We start from the raw sequence: 16,200 nt of genomic DNA, 5'->3' as shown, positions 1-16,200 counted from the left end.
GCACTCAACAAAAAACGTCGTAATAGCCTGATACTTCGAAGGAAATTCTAACGCGTCATTCCAGCAAGCCCCAGCGCGACTAGGAATCTAATGACAACGAAAGCTGAAGCACCTTTATAGCAATAAACTAACCGCGCACTTTGACAATAGATTCTGAATCACGCTCGTTCCTCGCTGTTCAGAATGACGACTTAAAACAGTGAGCAAGAAGGGATTTCCTACTCGCTCATTCTTCACTCTAGGGAATGACGCGATTTGGATTGCACTCAACAAAAAACGCCGTAATAGCCTGATACTTAGAAGGAAACTCTAGCGCGTCATTCCAGCAAACCTAAGCGCGACTCGGAATCTAAGAACAACGAACACCGAGGGTCTTTCGTAGCACGAACCCACAGCGCACTTTGATAGCAGATTCTGAATCACGCTCGTTCCTCGCTGTTCAAAATGACGACTTAAAGTAGTGAGCAAGAAGAGATTCCCTTCCCGTTCATTCTTCATTCTAAGGAATGACGCTGTTTTGTCTGCACTCAGCAAAAAGCGCCTTAAAAACCTGATTCTTCTTAGGAAACTCTAGCGCGTCATTCCAGCAAACCTAAGCGCGACTAGGAATCTAAGAACAACGAACACCGAGGGTCTTTCGTAGCAATGAACTCACAGCGCACTTTGATAGCAGATTCTGAATCACACTCGTTCCTCGCTGTTCAGAATGACGACTTAAAGTAGCGAGCAAAAAAAAGATTCCCTACTCGCTCATTCTTCGCTCTAGGGAATGACGCTGTTTGGTTTGCACTCAACAAGAATCGCCTCAAAAATCTGATTTTCATAAGGAAACTCTAGCGCGTCATTCCAGCAAGCCTAGGCGCGACTCGGAATCTAAGAACAACGAACACCGAGGGTCTTTCGTAGCAAGAACCCACAGCGCACTTTGATAGCAGATACTGAATCACGCTCGTTCCTCGCTGTTCAGAATGACGACTTAAAGTAGCGAGCAAGAAGGGATTCCCTACTCGCTCATTCTTCACTCTAGGGAATGACGCGATTTGGACTGTCCTCAACAAAAAACGCCGTAATAACCTGATTCCTCTTAGGAAACTCTAGCGCGTCATTCCAGCAAGCCTAGGCGCGACTAGGAATCTAATGACAACGAAAGCTGAAGCACCTTTATAGCAATAAACTAACCGCGTACTTTGACAATAGATTCTGAATCACACTCGTTCCTCGCTGTTCAGAATGACGACTTAAAGTAGCGAGCAAGAAGGGATTCCCTACTCGCTCATTCTTCGCTCTAGGGAATGACGCGATTTGGACTGTCCTCAACAAAAAACGCCGTAATAACCTGATTCCTCTTAGGAAACTCTAGCGCGTCATTCCAGCAAGCCTAGGCGCGACTAGGAATCTAATGACAACGAAAGCTGAAGCACCTTTATAGCAATAAACTAACCGCGTACTTTGACAATAGATTCTGAATCACGCTCGTTCCTCGCTGTTCAGAATGACGACTTAAAGTAGTGAACAAGAAGAGATTCCCTACTCGTTCATTCTTCACTTTAGGGAATGACGCTGTTTGGTTTGCACTCTGCAAAAATCGCCTCAAAAATCTGATTTTCATAAGGAAACTCTAGCACGTCATTCCAGCAAGCCTAGGCGCGACTAGGAATCTAATGACAACGAAAGCTGAAGCTCCTTTATAGCAATAAACTAACCGCGCACTTTGACAATAGATTCTGAATCACACTCGTTCCTCGCTGTTCAGAATGACGACTTAAAGTAGCGAGCAAGAAGAGATTCCCTACTCGCTCATTCTTCGCTCTAGGGAACGGCGCCCGACAAATACCGGACTTAAACCTTCTCCAATAATTCCGGCATAATCTCAAACAAATCACCAACCAAACCATAGTCTGCAACTTGGAAGATTGGTGCTTCAGGATCACTGTTGATCGCCACAATCACCTTAGAGTCCTTCATCCCTGCCAAATGTTGAATTGCACCGGAAATACCCACGGCAATGTACAGTTGAGGCGCGACAATCTTACCCGTTTGCCCTACTTGCAAATCGTTAGAGACAAAGCCTGCATCTACCGCAGCGCGTGATGCACCAATTGCTCCACCAAGCTTATCAGCAAGTTGTTCCACCAGCGCGAAATTCTCTTTGCTGCCTAACCCTCGACCACCAGAGACCACGACGTTTGCCGCCGGTAGTTCTGGTCTTTCGCTTTCCGCTTTTTGCTGTGAAACAAACTCACTGTGCTCTGCCTTAATGACCGTTTCTAACGTCACGACATTCTCGACTACTGGTGAATCAGACATAGCAATAGCGTCAAAGGCTGAACTTCGAATCGTCATCACTTTGGTAGCATCGTCCGAACGAACTCTGGCTAACGCATTACCGGCATAGATGGGGCGAACAACCGTATCGAGCGATTCAATTGCAATCACATCTGACAGTTGCCCAACATCCAGTAGGGCTGCAACACGAGGCATCAAGTTCTTACCGAAAGTACTCGCAGGAGCAAGAATATGCGAATAATCCCTACTAACTTCAGTAATCAAGGTAGACAGGTTTTCTGCCAATGCATGTTGATATTCGACAGCATCAATCGCAATGATCTGTGAGATGCCCTCTGCACACTTCAACTCATTCAATACTGAGCCGCATTGATGTCCGACTAACAAGGCGGTGACAGGTAAAGAGGCACCGTCTTGTTCAATTTGAGAAGCTGCACTCAACGCACGTAATGTATCTGCTGAAAGTGATTGGTTGTCGTGCTCCACAACGACCAAGGTTGCTAACGGTTTGTTTTCCATGGTTATGCCTCCTAAATCACTTTCGCTTCATTTTTGAGCTTGTTGACTAACTCGCTCACACTGCCAACCATCTCACCGGCTTTACGGGCAGGCGGCGTCATGACTTCCAGCACTTGCTGAGAGCGTTCAACACTCACACCAAAGAAGTCTGGCGTCATTACCGATAGCGGCTTCTTCTTCGCTTTCATGATATTTGGTAGCGAGGCGTAACGCGGTTCATTCAAACGTAAATCCGTACTGATGATCGCAGGCATATCCAGTTTGAGCGTTTCTAATCCGCCGTCGATTTCTCTAGTAACCAGAACCGTTTCCCCTTCTACTTTCACTTCCGATGCAAATGTCCCCTGCGGACGATTCGTCAGTGCCGCCAACATTTGCGCGACTTGGTTGTTATCCGTATCGATTGACTGTTTACCCAGCAGCACCAATTGAGCCTGCTCTTGCTCCATCACAGCTTTGAGTAACTTCGCGACCGCAAGCGGTTCTGGTGACTGTTCAACATCAATATGAATCGCACGATCCGCACCTAATGCGAGCGCTGAGCGCAATTGTTCCTGACAACTGGTGTCACCAATCGACACCACCAACACCTCCTCTGCTACCCCAGTTTCTTTAAGGCGTACTGCCTCTTCCACCGCGATTTCACAGAATGGGTTCATCGTCATCTTCACGTTGTTGGTTTCCACGCCGGAACCATCAGATTTGACTCTTACTTTAACGTAAGGGTCAATTACACGTTTAATCGCAACCAGTACTTTCACATTCCCTCCTAGCAGATCGCAAAGCGATACGCGTCCTAGCAATTGGGTCATGCGTGACAAAGATTTGTGTTAAAGCTCTTGCTTTTCATCACCTTGCTAACAAAAAATGCATTGTGACATTGTCACTCAAAATCTTTATCACGCCCTATGACGTTACCATTTGAGCTTAGTTTAGTTTACGTTTACGTCAACTGGACTATAGTTCTTTATACGAGCACTGCGTAATAGAAGAAGCACCTGAAACACAAAGAAAGGTTTCGCATAAAGGAAGCAAGAAGATGGAAAGAGAATGCATGGAATTTGATGTGGTGATTGTTGGCGCCGGACCTGCAGGTTTGAGTGCAGCATGCCGCTTAGCGCAACTCAACCAAGAACGTGAGGGTGAGCCGCTGTCTATTTGTGTGGTAGAAAAAGGCTCAGAAGTTGGCGCACATATCTTATCTGGCGCGGTATTCGAAACGCGTGCATTAGACGAACTCTTTCCTGATTGGCAAAACATGGGCGCACCGCTTTCCGCCGCGGTAAAAAACGATGCCTTCTTGTACCTAACCACAGACCTGAATCACATTCGTGTTCCCCACTTTCTTACTCCCAACCCGATGCACAATGGCGAAAACAACTACGTCATTAGCTTGGCGAACTTGTGTCGTTGGTTAGCAGAACAAGCAGAATCGCTTGGCGTTGAGGTCTATCCCGGTTTCGCTGCATCCACGATTAACTACGATGCATTTGGCGCTGTTACAGGGGTAAACACCAGCGACATGGGCTTGGACAAGAACGGAGAAGCCAAACCCAACTTTGAAGCCGGTATTGAGCTAAAAGCCAAATACACCGTATTCGCCGAGGGGTGCCGAGGTCATCTAGGAAAAGAACTCATTCAACGATTTGGTTTAGACGATGATAAACAACCGCAACATTATGCACTCGGGCTTAAAGAGATTTGGGAGTTACCTGCCGATGTCAAAGATCAATCAGGCAGCGTGATTCATTCTGCAGGGTATCCACTGAGTGAATCCAACACCACGGGCGGCAGTTTTCTCTATCACATGGAGAACAACCAAATCGCTGTCGGGCTGATTGTCGACCTGAATTACAGCAATCCTTACTTGAGTCCGTTTGACGAATTTCAACGCTTTAAGCACCACCCAGCTATCGAACAACATCTGAAAGGCGCCCAACGCATTGCTTATGGCGCAAGAGCCATTGCGAAAGGTGGACTATCTTCTCTGCCGAAACAGCAATTCCCCGGCGGTCTATTGATTGGCTGTGATGCAGGTACTTTGAACGTCGCCAAAATCAAAGGCAGCCATACTGCGATGAAATCCGGTTTATTAGCCGCAGAAGCCATTGCGGAAGCATTCACACAATCCAATTCGGAACCGGATTACCAAACCAAGTTTGAAGATTCATGGCTGTATGAAGAACTTAGTGACACACGCAACTTTGGTGCGAACATTCACAAATTCGGCAGCGTACTCGGCGGAGCACTTTCCACCTTCGAACACAATCTATGGCAGCCTCTGGTTAAGAAACCAATACCGTGGACGATCACTGATCCTTCGCACGATCATGAACAGCTGAAACCAATTGATGAGTGCCTACCTATTCAATACTCGAAACCAGATGGTGTAATCAGCTTCGATAAACCTTCATCGGTATTTTTGTCTGGTACACAACACGAAGAAAATCAGCCTTGCCACTTACAACTCGCCTATCCTCATATTCCGATTCAAGTCCATTTGAAGAAGTTTGATGAGCCGAGCCAACGTTACTGCCCTGCTGGCGTCTATGAAGTGGTAGAAGTAGAAGGCGAGCGAATGTTCCAAATCAATGCCGCAAACTGTGTGCATTGCAAAACCTGTGACATCAAAGATCCTTCGCAAAACATCACATGGAAAGCACCAGAAGGTGGCGGCGGACCGAGCTATCAAAACATGTAGATACGTTAGTATGTTGACAGTCTAATGAATGGATAAACAATCCAACTGCTGTTTTTATGTAGAAAAATTTGCCTTCGATACGAAGAAATCCACCAGCGAATTTCAATTACGGATATAATGCCGCCCTTGTTCCAACTGATGAATCATGACAATGCGAAAATACTACGTAACTGAAGGTGACACGGCGTCTAAGAAAGAGAAAATTGCCTACCCAAAACTGGCACTATGTGACCAATGTGTGGGTAGCTATGTTGTGATCAGTGAAGGCGAACGCACGTACGAAGAGTGCGCTAAATGCGGTGCGGACGATTAACGCTAACGCGATAATTTAATGATACGAGGCAGGTTTGAATCTCTGCCTCACCTTACTCTTCCAGAACTGACTCTTCGCGCAATAAAATACAGCCTTTATAATCCATCAGCCCCTGTGTGACGTGCACTTCACCTTGTTTTGAAACAACCACTGCCTCGATACCATGTTGCTGATTTAGGTACGATATCGATTCTTCTACGCTTGGTAAAAAGCCGGCGGTACTCCAAATTTCACCATCGACAGACAGCCTAGAGATGATCGTCAAACTGGCGATATCGGTTGAAATAGGCATCCCCGTCTTGGCATCCAACAAGTGATGATAACGCTGCCCGTTGGATTCAAAAAATCGCTCATTGATACCCGATGTCACCATCGACATGCCTTGTAAAGGTACGACGCGAACGACGTCACCACGCTCTGATAATGGGTTCTGAATGCCCACATTCCATGCTTTGTTGCTGTTATCTGGCGAATGACCGATGGTCAGTACGTTCCCCCCCAAACTGATAAAACCGCTTTGCACGCCTGCTTCAACCAGTTTGTTCTTTACCTGATCGGCGAAGTAACCTTTAGCAATCGCACCCAAGTCTATCTCCATCCCCTTTTGACTTAAGAACACCGAGCGGTCATCTTCGTTCAAAATGATCTTGATCGGATCGACCAACGATACCTTGTCTGTAATCACATCATGAGACGGCACTTTGGCATCCTTAAAACCAATTCGCCAAGCTTTTACAAGCGGACCAACTGCAACGTTAAACGGGTTTCTTGTATCTTCACTGTGCTGTTTAGCAAGCTTAATCAGGTCAAATAGATCCTGCGCTACCACCACCGGTGTAATACCCGCATTTTGGTTGACGCACATCAGCTCAGAGTCTGGTTGATTGACCGTAAATCGCTCTGTGTAATCGGCGAGTTGGTCGTAAGCTTCTCTTATCAATTGCTCACCGTTCGAGTGATACACCACCACATCGATAAAGGTGCCCATCATCTGAAATCTGGCGCTGTATTTATTGGTGCTCATCGATTTCTCCAAACACTAAATACGGAAAAAGAGGGAAGCATCACTCCCCTCTTATTGATTACTTATCTTGCTCTGTTTCACTCTTGAATGAGTGCTTAAACAAGTTCAGATGCACTCTCACCAGCGATACGACCATAAGTGAAGATATCGATCAGCGCGTTACCACCGAGGCGGTTGCCCGCGTGGATGCCACCCGTTACTTCGCCTGCTGCGTACAGACCTTGAATAACTTCGCCGTCTTTACCAATCACGCGCGCCTTAGTATCAATCTTCAAGCCACCCATTGTATGGTGAACTGAAGGCTGACGTGGTGTCGCGTAGAACGGTGCTTTTTCCACTTTCAAACCGAACGCACTCTTATGAAATTCAGGATCCTGTCCCGCATCCACACAGGCGTTGTATTGTGCGATGGTGTTAGTTAGCTCTTGCGTCGGAACGCCAATTTTCTCTGCCAACGCTTCTAGCGTGTCAGCTTGAATAATGATGCCTTCTTTGATTTCGCGTTCGATGGTTTCATCTGATGTATTCGCTGCGGTTTGACGAATGTTCTCGTCCGCAATCATGTAGATCAGACCACCGTTGTCGAAGAACGCCTCAGAAAGCACGTCACGGCTACCACACTCATCAACAAAGCGCTTACCTTGCTTGTTCACGAACACAAAGTTCTCTGGTGGCACAATCAGACCGGTTAGCAACGCACCTGATTTAGGGTCACCAACTGGCATTAATTGCACAAAGCCCATACCAACTAATTCTGCGCCTGCTTTCTCACCAATTTCGATGCCGTCACCAACCAATGCTGGTGAGTTTGTGGTCTTGATGTCGTCCGCGATTTCTTTCCAGTATGTGTTGTACTTTTTGATCATCTGAGTGTTTGCGCCGAAGCCACCAGAAGCCAACACCACACCATGATTCACGTGAAGGATAAGCTCTGTACCGTCCGCTTGAACCGCTTTGATACCGACCACTTTGCCGTTATCAACCATCAAATCCGTTGCACGTGTGTCAGTAATAATGCGACCGTTTTGTTCTTGGATGCGTTTTGATAGTTTGTCGACAAACTCTACGCCTTTTGGACGTTTAGGTTTGTGTGCACGACGCCACAAGGCACCAACTGGGATCTCAACAACGCTACGGTCAAAATCAATGCCCTTTTCACTCAGCCAATCAATGGATTCCATAGAACGAGTTGTTAGGGTTTCAACCAAATCGTATTGACCGTAAATCGATTCACCGTTCAGGTCGGTACGTTTACCACCAAGGTAGGTTTGAATGCGGTGTAATTCGACAGAATCAAACAAGTACTGCTTGCCGTTCTCAAGGTCTGTAAAGTAGCCATCCAGTTGCGCTTTAAGTACTTTGAAATCTTCAAGGTACTCACCCGCAAACTCGGATTCCGCTGTTTTCGCTAGCAGCATCAAGGTTTCTTTTTCGCCAGGAAGTGCTGGGAAATCACCTTGCCACTTTGGTTCTGCCGCGTTCACCCAACCGCCAGTACGCACCGTGTTACCACCGATTGCAGGGAACTTCTCAAGCAAAATAACCGATTTGCCTTTGTCTAGTGCCGTCAAGGTTGCACTTAAGCCAGCACCGCCGCCACCAACAACCACGATATCCACGGTTTCTTCGATGGTTTTCGATGACCATGCAACCGCTTCTTTGGCTTTGCAGCGCAGTGCTTCTGAGTTACCGCCCGCCAGATCAACCGCGTTCGATACGCCGTCCAGTACTGCTTGGCTGCTGACTGTCGCACCTGAAATCACGTCGATGTTCAGTGTTTGACCATCAAGAATTTGTTGAGGAATACGTTCAAACGCTGGGTTTGCGATGCCGTCCGATTCTTTGGAAGAGTCCACCACAATGTCGAGGATTTTATCTTCAGAGAAAGTTACCGTAACCGGCAAGTCACCATTGTGACCGCGACCATACGCCGTGTATTCACCTGAGTTAAATTTGATTGGAACGTTCTGCAGCTCTTTGATGCGTTGGTGCTTCAATGCTTCGGCTGCGCTGTCCACAATCATGTAATCCATGATTTCCCAAAGTGGTGTTGGGATTTGCAGCGCTTCTTGTTGTGCGATATCCGCGAACTCAGCACAAGTTTCATCGTTAAGCGCTTTGTTTGCCCAAGTCGGTTCAACCAAATAACCTTTACCGACACTGACCATGTCGTAACCTTGCTCTAGTGCATTTTCTGCATCTTTGCGTTGAGCAATACCACCAACACCAATCACTGGTACTTTCGCAACACTTTCAGATTGAAGCTTACGGTATTTGTCGATTAGCGGCTCTTGATCCTCAGGTGTGACGATAGAATTGCGTAACCAGCTACCCATTGAGAAATGGAAGTAATCCAAGCCGTGAGTCGCAAGCTTGTCTAGTAGGAACATGGTGTCATCAAAGCGGATGCCCGGCTGTTCAATCTCCTCTGGAGAGAAGCGGTAACCGATGATGAAATCAGATTTGTTATGTTGCTCAGCCACTTGCTTGGTTTTTGCAAGTACAGCCAGTGGGAAAGAAGTACGTCTTTCAATGTTACCACCCCATTTGTCGTTACGACGGTTTGAGTGTGGTGAGAAAAATTGCTGAATCAGGTATGTGTTTGCGCCGTGAATTTCAACGCCATCGAAGCCAGCAAGAATTGCACGGTTTACGGCATCACCAAAGCGCTCGATCATCTCTTCGATTTGCTCTTTGGTCATCTCAAGTGGTGTTTCAGCATTGTCACGTAGCGCAGCGACAGGGCTTGCAGAAATCGGTTGGTGTCCGCCATTGAACTCAGGATTTGCCATACGACCCGCATGGTAGATCTGCAGAATAGCTTTAGAGCCTTTGGCTTTAATCGCATCGGCAAGCTTTGTTAAACCTGCGATTTTGCTGTCGGTATCAATACCAAGCGCACCCGGGAAAGCACGACCGTAATTTTCTACAAACGCACTCTCGACAATGATCGCCCCTGCATCACCGGAACGAGCTGCATAGTAGTTGATCATCTCTTGCGTTACGCCGCCATCAAAGAATGCAGACTGAATCGTCATCGGTGCCATCACGATACGATTATGCAGCTTGACCCCTGATTGAAATACAATTTCATCGACTAACTGAGCCATAAATAGTTTCCTTTAACAGATTAATTCTCATATCAAAGGCACCTCCAGTTCGACCAACGCACCACAAGTGTTTTTGATATGAAAACCAACGCCCTCATTCGATAACCACAAAAATATTATTGATTTGACCGTATGAGTAAAATGAATACTTTGCATTTTAGCTATGATTGAAGCGCATTAATTAAAGGCTAAGTGGTTTGATTTGAATGGTAAAAAAAGGCAGGAGATGAAGTGCGACGCCTTAATGTTTAGTTAGGCGTTAAGCCTTTTCTGAACTGGAATATAACGAGTAATTTAAGTGCTAACTTACGAAGAAAAGGTAAAAGTGAATTGGGTAACTAGACGAGTACTCAGCGACTCAACAAGCCTGCGAGGTACGGATATTATCGCCGTTATCTGTACTCCGTATTTTTATGTTTCAAGTCTTTATGACTCATCTCTAAGAGTCACATAACCGACTTTCATCACGGTCAGATAATTTTACAAAAAACAGATATTGCCTGTCACCCATTGCACAATTCATCGCTACTTTATTTGCTTTCGAAATGCCCCCTCCCACCGACGTTACCTTCATCACCATTCGAAAAATTTAGATGAAAAAGCTAATAGTTCCGGTAGTTTACCTACAGTTTTATTTTGAGAGATTGCGTAAACTGCTGCAGAACTATTCATTGTTGCTCTATTCATTGTCGAAACAGCATTCACTAACGGCAAGGCAATTGAGCGCCTAAAACTAAAAAGAAAATACTTCGAAAAGGATTAATATATGAAGGCGTCAGTGGTAAACCTAATCTGGTTATCCGGTAAAATGGTGATGGCAACAAGTAGTTTGGCGTTATCCGGTTTTGCTTATGGTTCCACTCCAGAAACCATTGGTGACATTCAGTTCGTCGACCTAAACTTTGCTGATTGCTTTTCCGGCTACGAAGCGTCTTCGCCAAACATTTTGACCGAACTCGACTGCTCCAACAATAACATTAGCTCTGTGGAAGAAATTAAATTTTTCCCTGCACTAGAACACTTGATTCTTCTAAATAACAATATTAGAAGCGTCGATACTACACATAATCCAAAGCTCAAACGCCTGATCTTGGCGAACAACCAATTGAGAGATATCGACCTATCTCATAACCCAGAGCTTGAAACTCTGACTATTTCAGAAAACAACCTGACACAGCTCAACATCAATAAGAACTTGAAGCTGAAAAGTCTCTACGCCTACAAAATGCCTATTGCAGAAATAGACATACGCCATCTATCACGGTTGCGTGACCTTGGATTCAGTGCCCATAAACTGACAGAACTTAACGTTAGCCAAAACTCCGAACTAAAGACGCTCTTTCTTGGAAGTGGCAGCCTAACTACGATCGACTTAAGCCATAACCCAAAGCTTTCGCACCTATCTCTTCAATCAAACCAATTGCAAGAGATTGATTTATCGAAAAACGCGAATCTTAAGCACCTTAACGTGCGCAATAATAAGCTCACCAGTTTGGACTTAAGCCAACAGACACAGTTGCAAGAAGTTAAAGCAGACTACAACCAGTTAGCCGAATTCCAATTGGGTAAAAACCCTAACTTAACATCACTCGAGCTAAACAATAATAAATTGACCAAACTGGATCTGACTCAACAACTGGCCTTGAAGAAGTTCATAGCATTCAACAACCCACTTTATGATATTACATTGGCTAAAGGTCATGAGTTTGTTCTGTTTTCAGTCGAGGGTTCACCTTATGCCGCTGCTCTAACGACGACCTCTCAAGCAAGCGAAGAGAAAAACATCTCAGACCTACTATCTCCTCGTGTCAGCATTATTGAAGGTGGTGTAATAACGCAAGAGGGAAAAGAGTACACCGTGACTCCAACACAAATGGTGATGCCAAAACTCGGCCAATACATTGGCTTTCGATACTCGGTTACGTTGCCCAAGAATGCACAGGGTGAAATAGAGCCTAGCCTTGCAAAAACCAACAAATTCCCAATTACCGTCCGGATGACGCATCCAAAGATTGTCGATCCTAAAACGGGCAAAGGGTTCACCGAATCCACTTGGCCTGACACCATGTTTAAGCATGATCGTAACCTCGCGATGTGGTATTTCGGCGATAAAAGCGAGCTGGTGTCCGGTCGTTGGAAACTCGAGATACTTTACCGCGATAGCGTGGTAGCAAAAAAAGCCTTCCAGCTAGTCAATATGGATGATCCTAAAGAACTCACTTCAATCAAGGAAGCACTGGTCATGCAAAACTTATTCAGTAAAGGTTCTCGTTATGTTTGCAAAGAAACCGCCTTTCAGCACTGTTTTGGGTTCGATAGTACTAGTAAATGTGAACAAGCTCTTGAGCCTTACACCAAGAGCTGCCAGGCAGTAATGGCACGAGAAATCAAAAAACAAAAGGGCAAGTTTGACAGTAAAGACGCTTTGAAAAATGCTTTTCTCTTTTATACAGGGTGTTTAATGGGGAGCTATGCAGAAGAAAATCATTTCGAGCGAACAGAAGTACTGCAATGTATGAAAGGTAAATAAGTTATTTTTAATAGAGCCTCACATCAAGTGAGGCTCTAGTGCCGTTAAACTTCTACCCCTGCTTCATCTTCTTCTACGATATCCGTTTCTTGGCTCGCCTCTTCCAACCATTGCTGTAAAGATTCACTTGCTAGCACCTTCTGTTGGTAAGCTTTGGCACCTTTCGATAACTCGATGCCATAAGTTTGGAAACGCAATGCCACAGGTGCATACATAGCATCTGCAATCGACCATTCTCCAAATAACCAGCCGTTCGGATGCAGCTTGGCTTGTTCTGCCCAAATAGCGTCAATGCGAGCAATATCTTTACGTGCACCTTCAGTTAAATCGACTTTTCTGCGCGCGCGGATATTCATTGGGAGTTCGTTTCTTAAATCAAAGAAACCCGAATGCATTTCTGAAGCGATGGCGCGTGCTTTAGCCCGTACTGCGGAGTTGCTTGGCCATGCTCTACCTTGCAAGTATTGCTCGTTTACGTATTCCAAAATCGCTAATGAATCCCACACTGTTGCATCGCCATCCATCAAGACCGGTACTTTCGCCGTTGGTGTAATATCTTCCAAGGTCTTATAAAAATCTTCCGTGAATAACTTGAGCTTGGTGACTTCCACATCCAGTTTGAATTGAGAAAAGATCAGCCATGCGCGAAGTGACCAGCTTGAGTAGTTTTGGTTAGCAATAAACAGTTTCATGACGCCTCCATGCGGTTCGTGTTTTGATTACCCATTCACAATATCTGATTGTATTTAAGGGGACTAACGGATAGTTTTGATAGAACACTTCAACAAAAACGATGGATGAGTTTTAGATATGGATATCGATGCGTTGCGCAGCTTTCTTGCTTTTGTAGAAACGGGAAGTTTCACTCGTGCTGCCAAGCAGATCAATCGCACCCAATCAGCGTTTAGTGCACAAATGCGTAAGTTGGAAGACGAGCTCAGTGTCAGCTTATTTGAAAAAGAAGGTCGCAATCTTGTCTTAAGTGAAGCGGGATTGGCACTACGCTCTCATGCAGAGCAACTAGTCAGCTTGCATAATCAAGCGCTGAAACAGGTGAAACGCTATGAAAATAAGCGTCCTCTTCGCTTAGGTTGTCCAGAAGATTACAACGACAATATCCTGCCTAAAGTCATTCGTGTATTACAACAATCTGAACCCACGTGTTCGATTCAAGTCTTCAGTGAGCCCAGCATCACCTTGAGAGAAAAGCTGGATGAAGGAAAGCTAGACGCCGCTATTGTGACTAGAGCACCGGACAGTGAAGAAGGTTATTGGCTAGCAAGCGACAAAGGCGTGTGGATTGCTCACCCTGATTTTAGCATCGAGACCGCCCAACCTCTCCCTCTTGCCCTTTTCCAAACCGACTGCAAATACCATGCGGCTGCGGTAGACGGATTAACCAAACGTGGTATCCCTTATCAACTACTGGCGTGTTGCAATACAGCATCGGCACAAAGAGCGATTGTACGTTCAGGCATGGCTATCGGTGCTATGGGCAGTATTAGCGTTAGCGATGATCTCGAGATCTTAAACGATATGCCATCGCTGCCTTCCGTGGATATAGTACTGGTCACGGGTGTTGAGCCTCATCCAATACTGGACAAAGAATGCTTGGCGCAATTGGTTGAGTTAATGGCTTAATCGGATTAGCTAGCCAATCACAAAGTTAAATTCGCTCGTTAACCGCCCGTCGATTCGTATAGTTTCAAACTGCAGATAATCACGGGCTTTGCCTCCCCACCATTCATCGCCAGTATTGCCTTTCAAGTACAACTGAGTGGTCAGAAGTTCTTGATTATCTCGCCACAACTTAACGTGAATGTGCGGTGGGCGAGAAGCATAAGGTACAGGGTATAAGGTCTGAAACAAGTAGCGACCATCCGATTGAGTTTCGACTGCGCCAAAGCCAGCAAAGTGAGCATCAAACTTATCGTTATTTGGTTGCTTAGGATGATCGTAAATCCCCTGCCCATCGCATTGCCAGATTTCTACTTTGATGCCTGAGGCAGGGTTTCCCGATGTATCTAATACTCTGCCTTGCAACACGATAGGTTCACCGACCAAGCCTTCTGATTGCAGAATCAAGTTTTGACGAAGAGGAATATCCACTACTGGATAAAATGGTCCTTCTGTTTGTGCTGGCGTCGACCGCATTGGTGTTTTCGCTTTTAAAGAGGGGGCGAACAACAATGTCCACAGTGCTAAAAAGTGTCTTCTTTCCATGATGCCACCAATGCTATTGGGTTGAATTAAGTTTGGTGGAACTTGAGGAATTTGCCATGACAAATATAAAAAATGCCCCTGCAAGAGAGTCATTCGCAGAGGCACTGTGGAACTAAACGATGAGTGTTGATTGAAGGATTATGCGGCTTCGAACGCCAATGCTTTCTTCTCTACCTGACGGAAAATGAGAGTTAGCACACCATTTACCGTTAAATAAAATGCGCCTGCAATACCAAATACCGTCAACGTATCGTAGGTTTGTGCGTTAATGCGCTGCGCATAACCCATCAGATCCATGATCGTAATCGTGCTTGCTAGTGACGTACCTTTGAAGACCAAAATCACTTCGTTCGAGTAAGCCGGAACAGCACGGCGAATAGCGTATGGCAGAAGCACTTTCAGTGTTGCGGTTTTGTTCATGCCTAATGCACGACACGCTTGCCATTGACCGGAAGGAATCGCGTTAAACGCTCCTTTGAACAACTGAGTGCTGTATGCAGCGGTATTGAGTGCTAGTGCTAACATCGCACAAAACCAAGGTTGGCTTAACCATGTCCAGAATACGCTTTCTCTTACGACATCAAACTGACCCGGACCGTAGTACACCAAGAAGATCTGCACCAATAAAGGCGTACCAGTAAACAAGGTGATGATGCCACGACTTAACCAATGCAAACCCGGAGTACGTAAGATCAGAGTCAGCGTCATCATCAAAGCTAAGAGACAGCCCACCACCAAAGAAGCGGCAGTCAATTGAAGGCTAGTGCCTAAGCCATCCAGCATTTGCCAAACATGTTGTTCGTTCATGCGGTAGCCTCCTGTCCCATACTCATGCCTTGAATTGAGAACTTCTTATCAATCAGTTTTACGGCACGTTGCGTAATCAAAGTAATGCCTAAGTAAATCGCCGCAGCAGTTGCGTACCATGTAAAGGCTTCATGCGTCGCTGCAGATGTTAGCTGTGCTTGCTTCAATAAATCCGTTACGCCAATCAGTGATACAAGCGCGGTATCTTTCAGCAAAACCAACCATTGGTTAGTTAAACCTGGTAGCGCGTGTCTTACCGCTTGTGGCAAAACAATGCGAACAAAAGCGTGTGCTTGACTGATGCCGAGTGCACTTGCTGCCTCTCTTTGCCCTCTTCCAACGGCTTTCAATGCGCCACGTAGAGTTTGAGAAGCATAAGAAGCGAAGATTAACGACAACGCCACCACGCCAGACAAGAACGGGCTAACCTCTATAAAGTCGCCGGTGATTAAAAACAGAACCTGCGTCGAACCAAAATAGATGAACAACACGACAAGGATTTCTGGCAAGCCACGTACAATCGTCACAAACGCCGTCATTGGCCATTTAACGAAAACACGGCGAGACATTTCACCACTGGCGAATACCACTGCCAGAATCAAACCGACTAAAAGGCTTGTGAAGGCTAGCTGGACAGTCATCCAACTAGCTTGAACAAGCGATAAAGAGTAACCCGTTAGTGCCATA

The 16,200-nt window shown here is 45.7% G+C and carries 12 protein-coding genes; 4 read left to right on the top strand and 8 right to left on the bottom strand.

Annotated elements, in window-relative coordinates; translation table 11 throughout:
- Positions 1-1,839 precede the first annotated feature (1,839 nt).
- Positions 1,840-2,805 (bottom strand): electron transfer flavoprotein subunit alpha/FixB family protein, encoded by a 966-nt coding sequence (locus QMY49_RS23235; RefSeq protein ID WP_283314646.1) that lies wholly within the window; start codon positions 2,803-2,805, stop codon positions 1,840-1,842.
- 11 nt (positions 2,806-2,816) lie between these two features.
- Positions 2,817-3,566, bottom strand: a complete 750-nt coding sequence (locus QMY49_RS23230) for an electron transfer flavoprotein subunit beta/FixA family protein (RefSeq protein WP_283314645.1) — start codon at positions 3,564-3,566, stop codon at positions 2,817-2,819.
- A gap of 278 nt (positions 3,567-3,844) precedes the next feature.
- On the opposite strand from QMY49_RS23230, the gene QMY49_RS23225 reads away from it, so the two are divergent.
- Both QMY49_RS23225 and QMY49_RS23220 read left to right on the top strand, forming a co-directional pair.
- Complete coding sequence (locus QMY49_RS23225) at positions 3,845-5,506, top strand: electron transfer flavoprotein-ubiquinone oxidoreductase (RefSeq protein ID WP_283314643.1); 1,662 nt, start codon at positions 3,845-3,847, stop codon at positions 5,504-5,506.
- Positions 5,507-5,651: 145 nt separating this feature from the next.
- Complete coding sequence (locus QMY49_RS23220) at positions 5,652-5,819, top strand: hypothetical protein (RefSeq protein ID WP_283316819.1); 168 nt, start codon at positions 5,652-5,654, stop codon at positions 5,817-5,819.
- A 52-nt stretch (positions 5,820-5,871) separates the two neighbouring features.
- Here QMY49_RS23220 and QMY49_RS23215 read toward each other — a convergent pair whose 3' ends face one another.
- Positions 5,872-6,843, bottom strand: coding sequence for an FAD:protein FMN transferase (locus QMY49_RS23215; RefSeq protein ID WP_283314642.1), 972 nt, complete (start codon positions 6,841-6,843; stop codon positions 5,872-5,874).
- Between the two features lie 95 nt (positions 6,844-6,938).
- A complete protein-coding gene (locus tag QMY49_RS23210) occupies positions 6,939-9,953 on the bottom strand; it encodes a flavocytochrome c (RefSeq protein WP_283314640.1) in 3,015 nt (1,004 codons plus the stop codon).
- Between the two features lie 766 nt (positions 9,954-10,719).
- Here QMY49_RS23210 and QMY49_RS23205 point away from each other — a divergent pair.
- A complete protein-coding gene (locus tag QMY49_RS23205; RefSeq protein WP_283314638.1) occupies positions 10,720-12,483 on the top strand; it encodes a leucine-rich repeat domain-containing protein in 1,764 nt (587 codons plus the stop codon).
- Positions 12,484-12,527: 44 nt separating this feature from the next.
- Here QMY49_RS23205 and QMY49_RS23200 read toward each other — a convergent pair whose 3' ends face one another.
- Positions 12,528-13,175 (bottom strand): glutathione S-transferase family protein, encoded by a 648-nt coding sequence (locus QMY49_RS23200; protein WP_047516023.1) that lies wholly within the window; start codon positions 13,173-13,175, stop codon positions 12,528-12,530.
- Positions 13,176-13,293: 118 nt separating this feature from the next.
- On the opposite strand from QMY49_RS23200, the gene QMY49_RS23195 reads away from it, so the two are divergent.
- Positions 13,294-14,124, top strand: coding sequence for a LysR family transcriptional regulator (locus QMY49_RS23195; RefSeq protein WP_005450154.1), 831 nt, complete (start codon positions 13,294-13,296; stop codon positions 14,122-14,124).
- Positions 14,125-14,133: 9 nt separating this feature from the next.
- On the opposite strand, the gene QMY49_RS23190 is transcribed toward QMY49_RS23195, so the two are convergent.
- The 3 genes from QMY49_RS23190 to artQ form a co-directional block, all read right to left on the bottom strand.
- Positions 14,134-14,706, bottom strand: coding sequence for a dioxygenase family protein (locus tag QMY49_RS23190; RefSeq protein ID WP_074051398.1), 573 nt, complete (start codon positions 14,704-14,706; stop codon positions 14,134-14,136).
- Between the two features lie 138 nt (positions 14,707-14,844).
- Entirely contained in the window at positions 14,845-15,513 is a 669-nt protein-coding gene (artM, locus tag QMY49_RS23185; RefSeq protein ID WP_009696340.1) for an arginine ABC transporter permease ArtM, read from the bottom strand.
- Positions 15,510-16,199 carry an arginine ABC transporter permease ArtQ gene (gene artQ, locus QMY49_RS23180; RefSeq protein WP_005388570.1) on the bottom strand — a complete coding sequence of 230 codons (690 nt, stop codon included), beginning with the start codon at positions 16,197-16,199 and terminating at the stop codon, positions 15,510-15,512. Before artQ ends, artM begins: the two co-directional genes overlap by 4 nt.
- Between the last annotated feature and the right edge of the window lies 1 nt (position 16,200).

Origin of the sequence: Vibrio harveyi, assembly GCF_030060435.1 — a bacterium.
Taxonomy (GTDB): Bacteria; Pseudomonadota; Gammaproteobacteria; order Enterobacterales; family Vibrionaceae; genus Vibrio; species Vibrio harveyi.
The sequence above is the reverse complement of the archived record's forward strand: the minus strand, read 5'-3'. Positions and strand labels throughout refer to the sequence as shown.

Coding starts and splice junctions, on each gene's coding strand:
- QMY49_RS23225 (WP_283314643.1), top strand. CDS start 3,845: ATGGAAAGAGAATGCATGGAATTTGATGTGGTGATTGTTGGCGCCGGA.
- QMY49_RS23190 (WP_074051398.1), bottom strand. CDS start 14,706: ATGGAAAGAAGACACTTTTTAGCACTGTGGACATTGTTGTTCGCCCCC.
- QMY49_RS23205 (WP_283314638.1), top strand. CDS start 10,720: ATGAAGGCGTCAGTGGTAAACCTAATCTGGTTATCCGGTAAAATGGTG.
- QMY49_RS23220 (WP_283316819.1), top strand. CDS start 5,652: ATGACAATGCGAAAATACTACGTAACTGAAGGTGACACGGCGTCTAAG.
- QMY49_RS23210 (WP_283314640.1), bottom strand. CDS start 9,953: ATGGCTCAGTTAGTCGATGAAATTGTATTTCAATCAGGGGTCAAGCTG.
- QMY49_RS23215 (WP_283314642.1), bottom strand. CDS start 6,843: ATGAGCACCAATAAATACAGCGCCAGATTTCAGATGATGGGCACCTTT.
- QMY49_RS23235 (WP_283314646.1), bottom strand. CDS start 2,805: ATGGAAAACAAACCGTTAGCAACCTTGGTCGTTGTGGAGCACGACAAC.
- artQ (WP_005388570.1), bottom strand. CDS start 16,199: ATGGCACTAACGGGTTACTCTTTATCGCTTGTTCAAGCTAGTTGGATG.
- artM (WP_009696340.1), bottom strand. CDS start 15,513: ATGAACGAACAACATGTTTGGCAAATGCTGGATGGCTTAGGCACTAGC.
- QMY49_RS23200 (WP_047516023.1), bottom strand. CDS start 13,175: ATGAAACTGTTTATTGCTAACCAAAACTACTCAAGCTGGTCACTTCGC.
- QMY49_RS23195 (WP_005450154.1), top strand. CDS start 13,294: ATGGATATCGATGCGTTGCGCAGCTTTCTTGCTTTTGTAGAAACGGGA.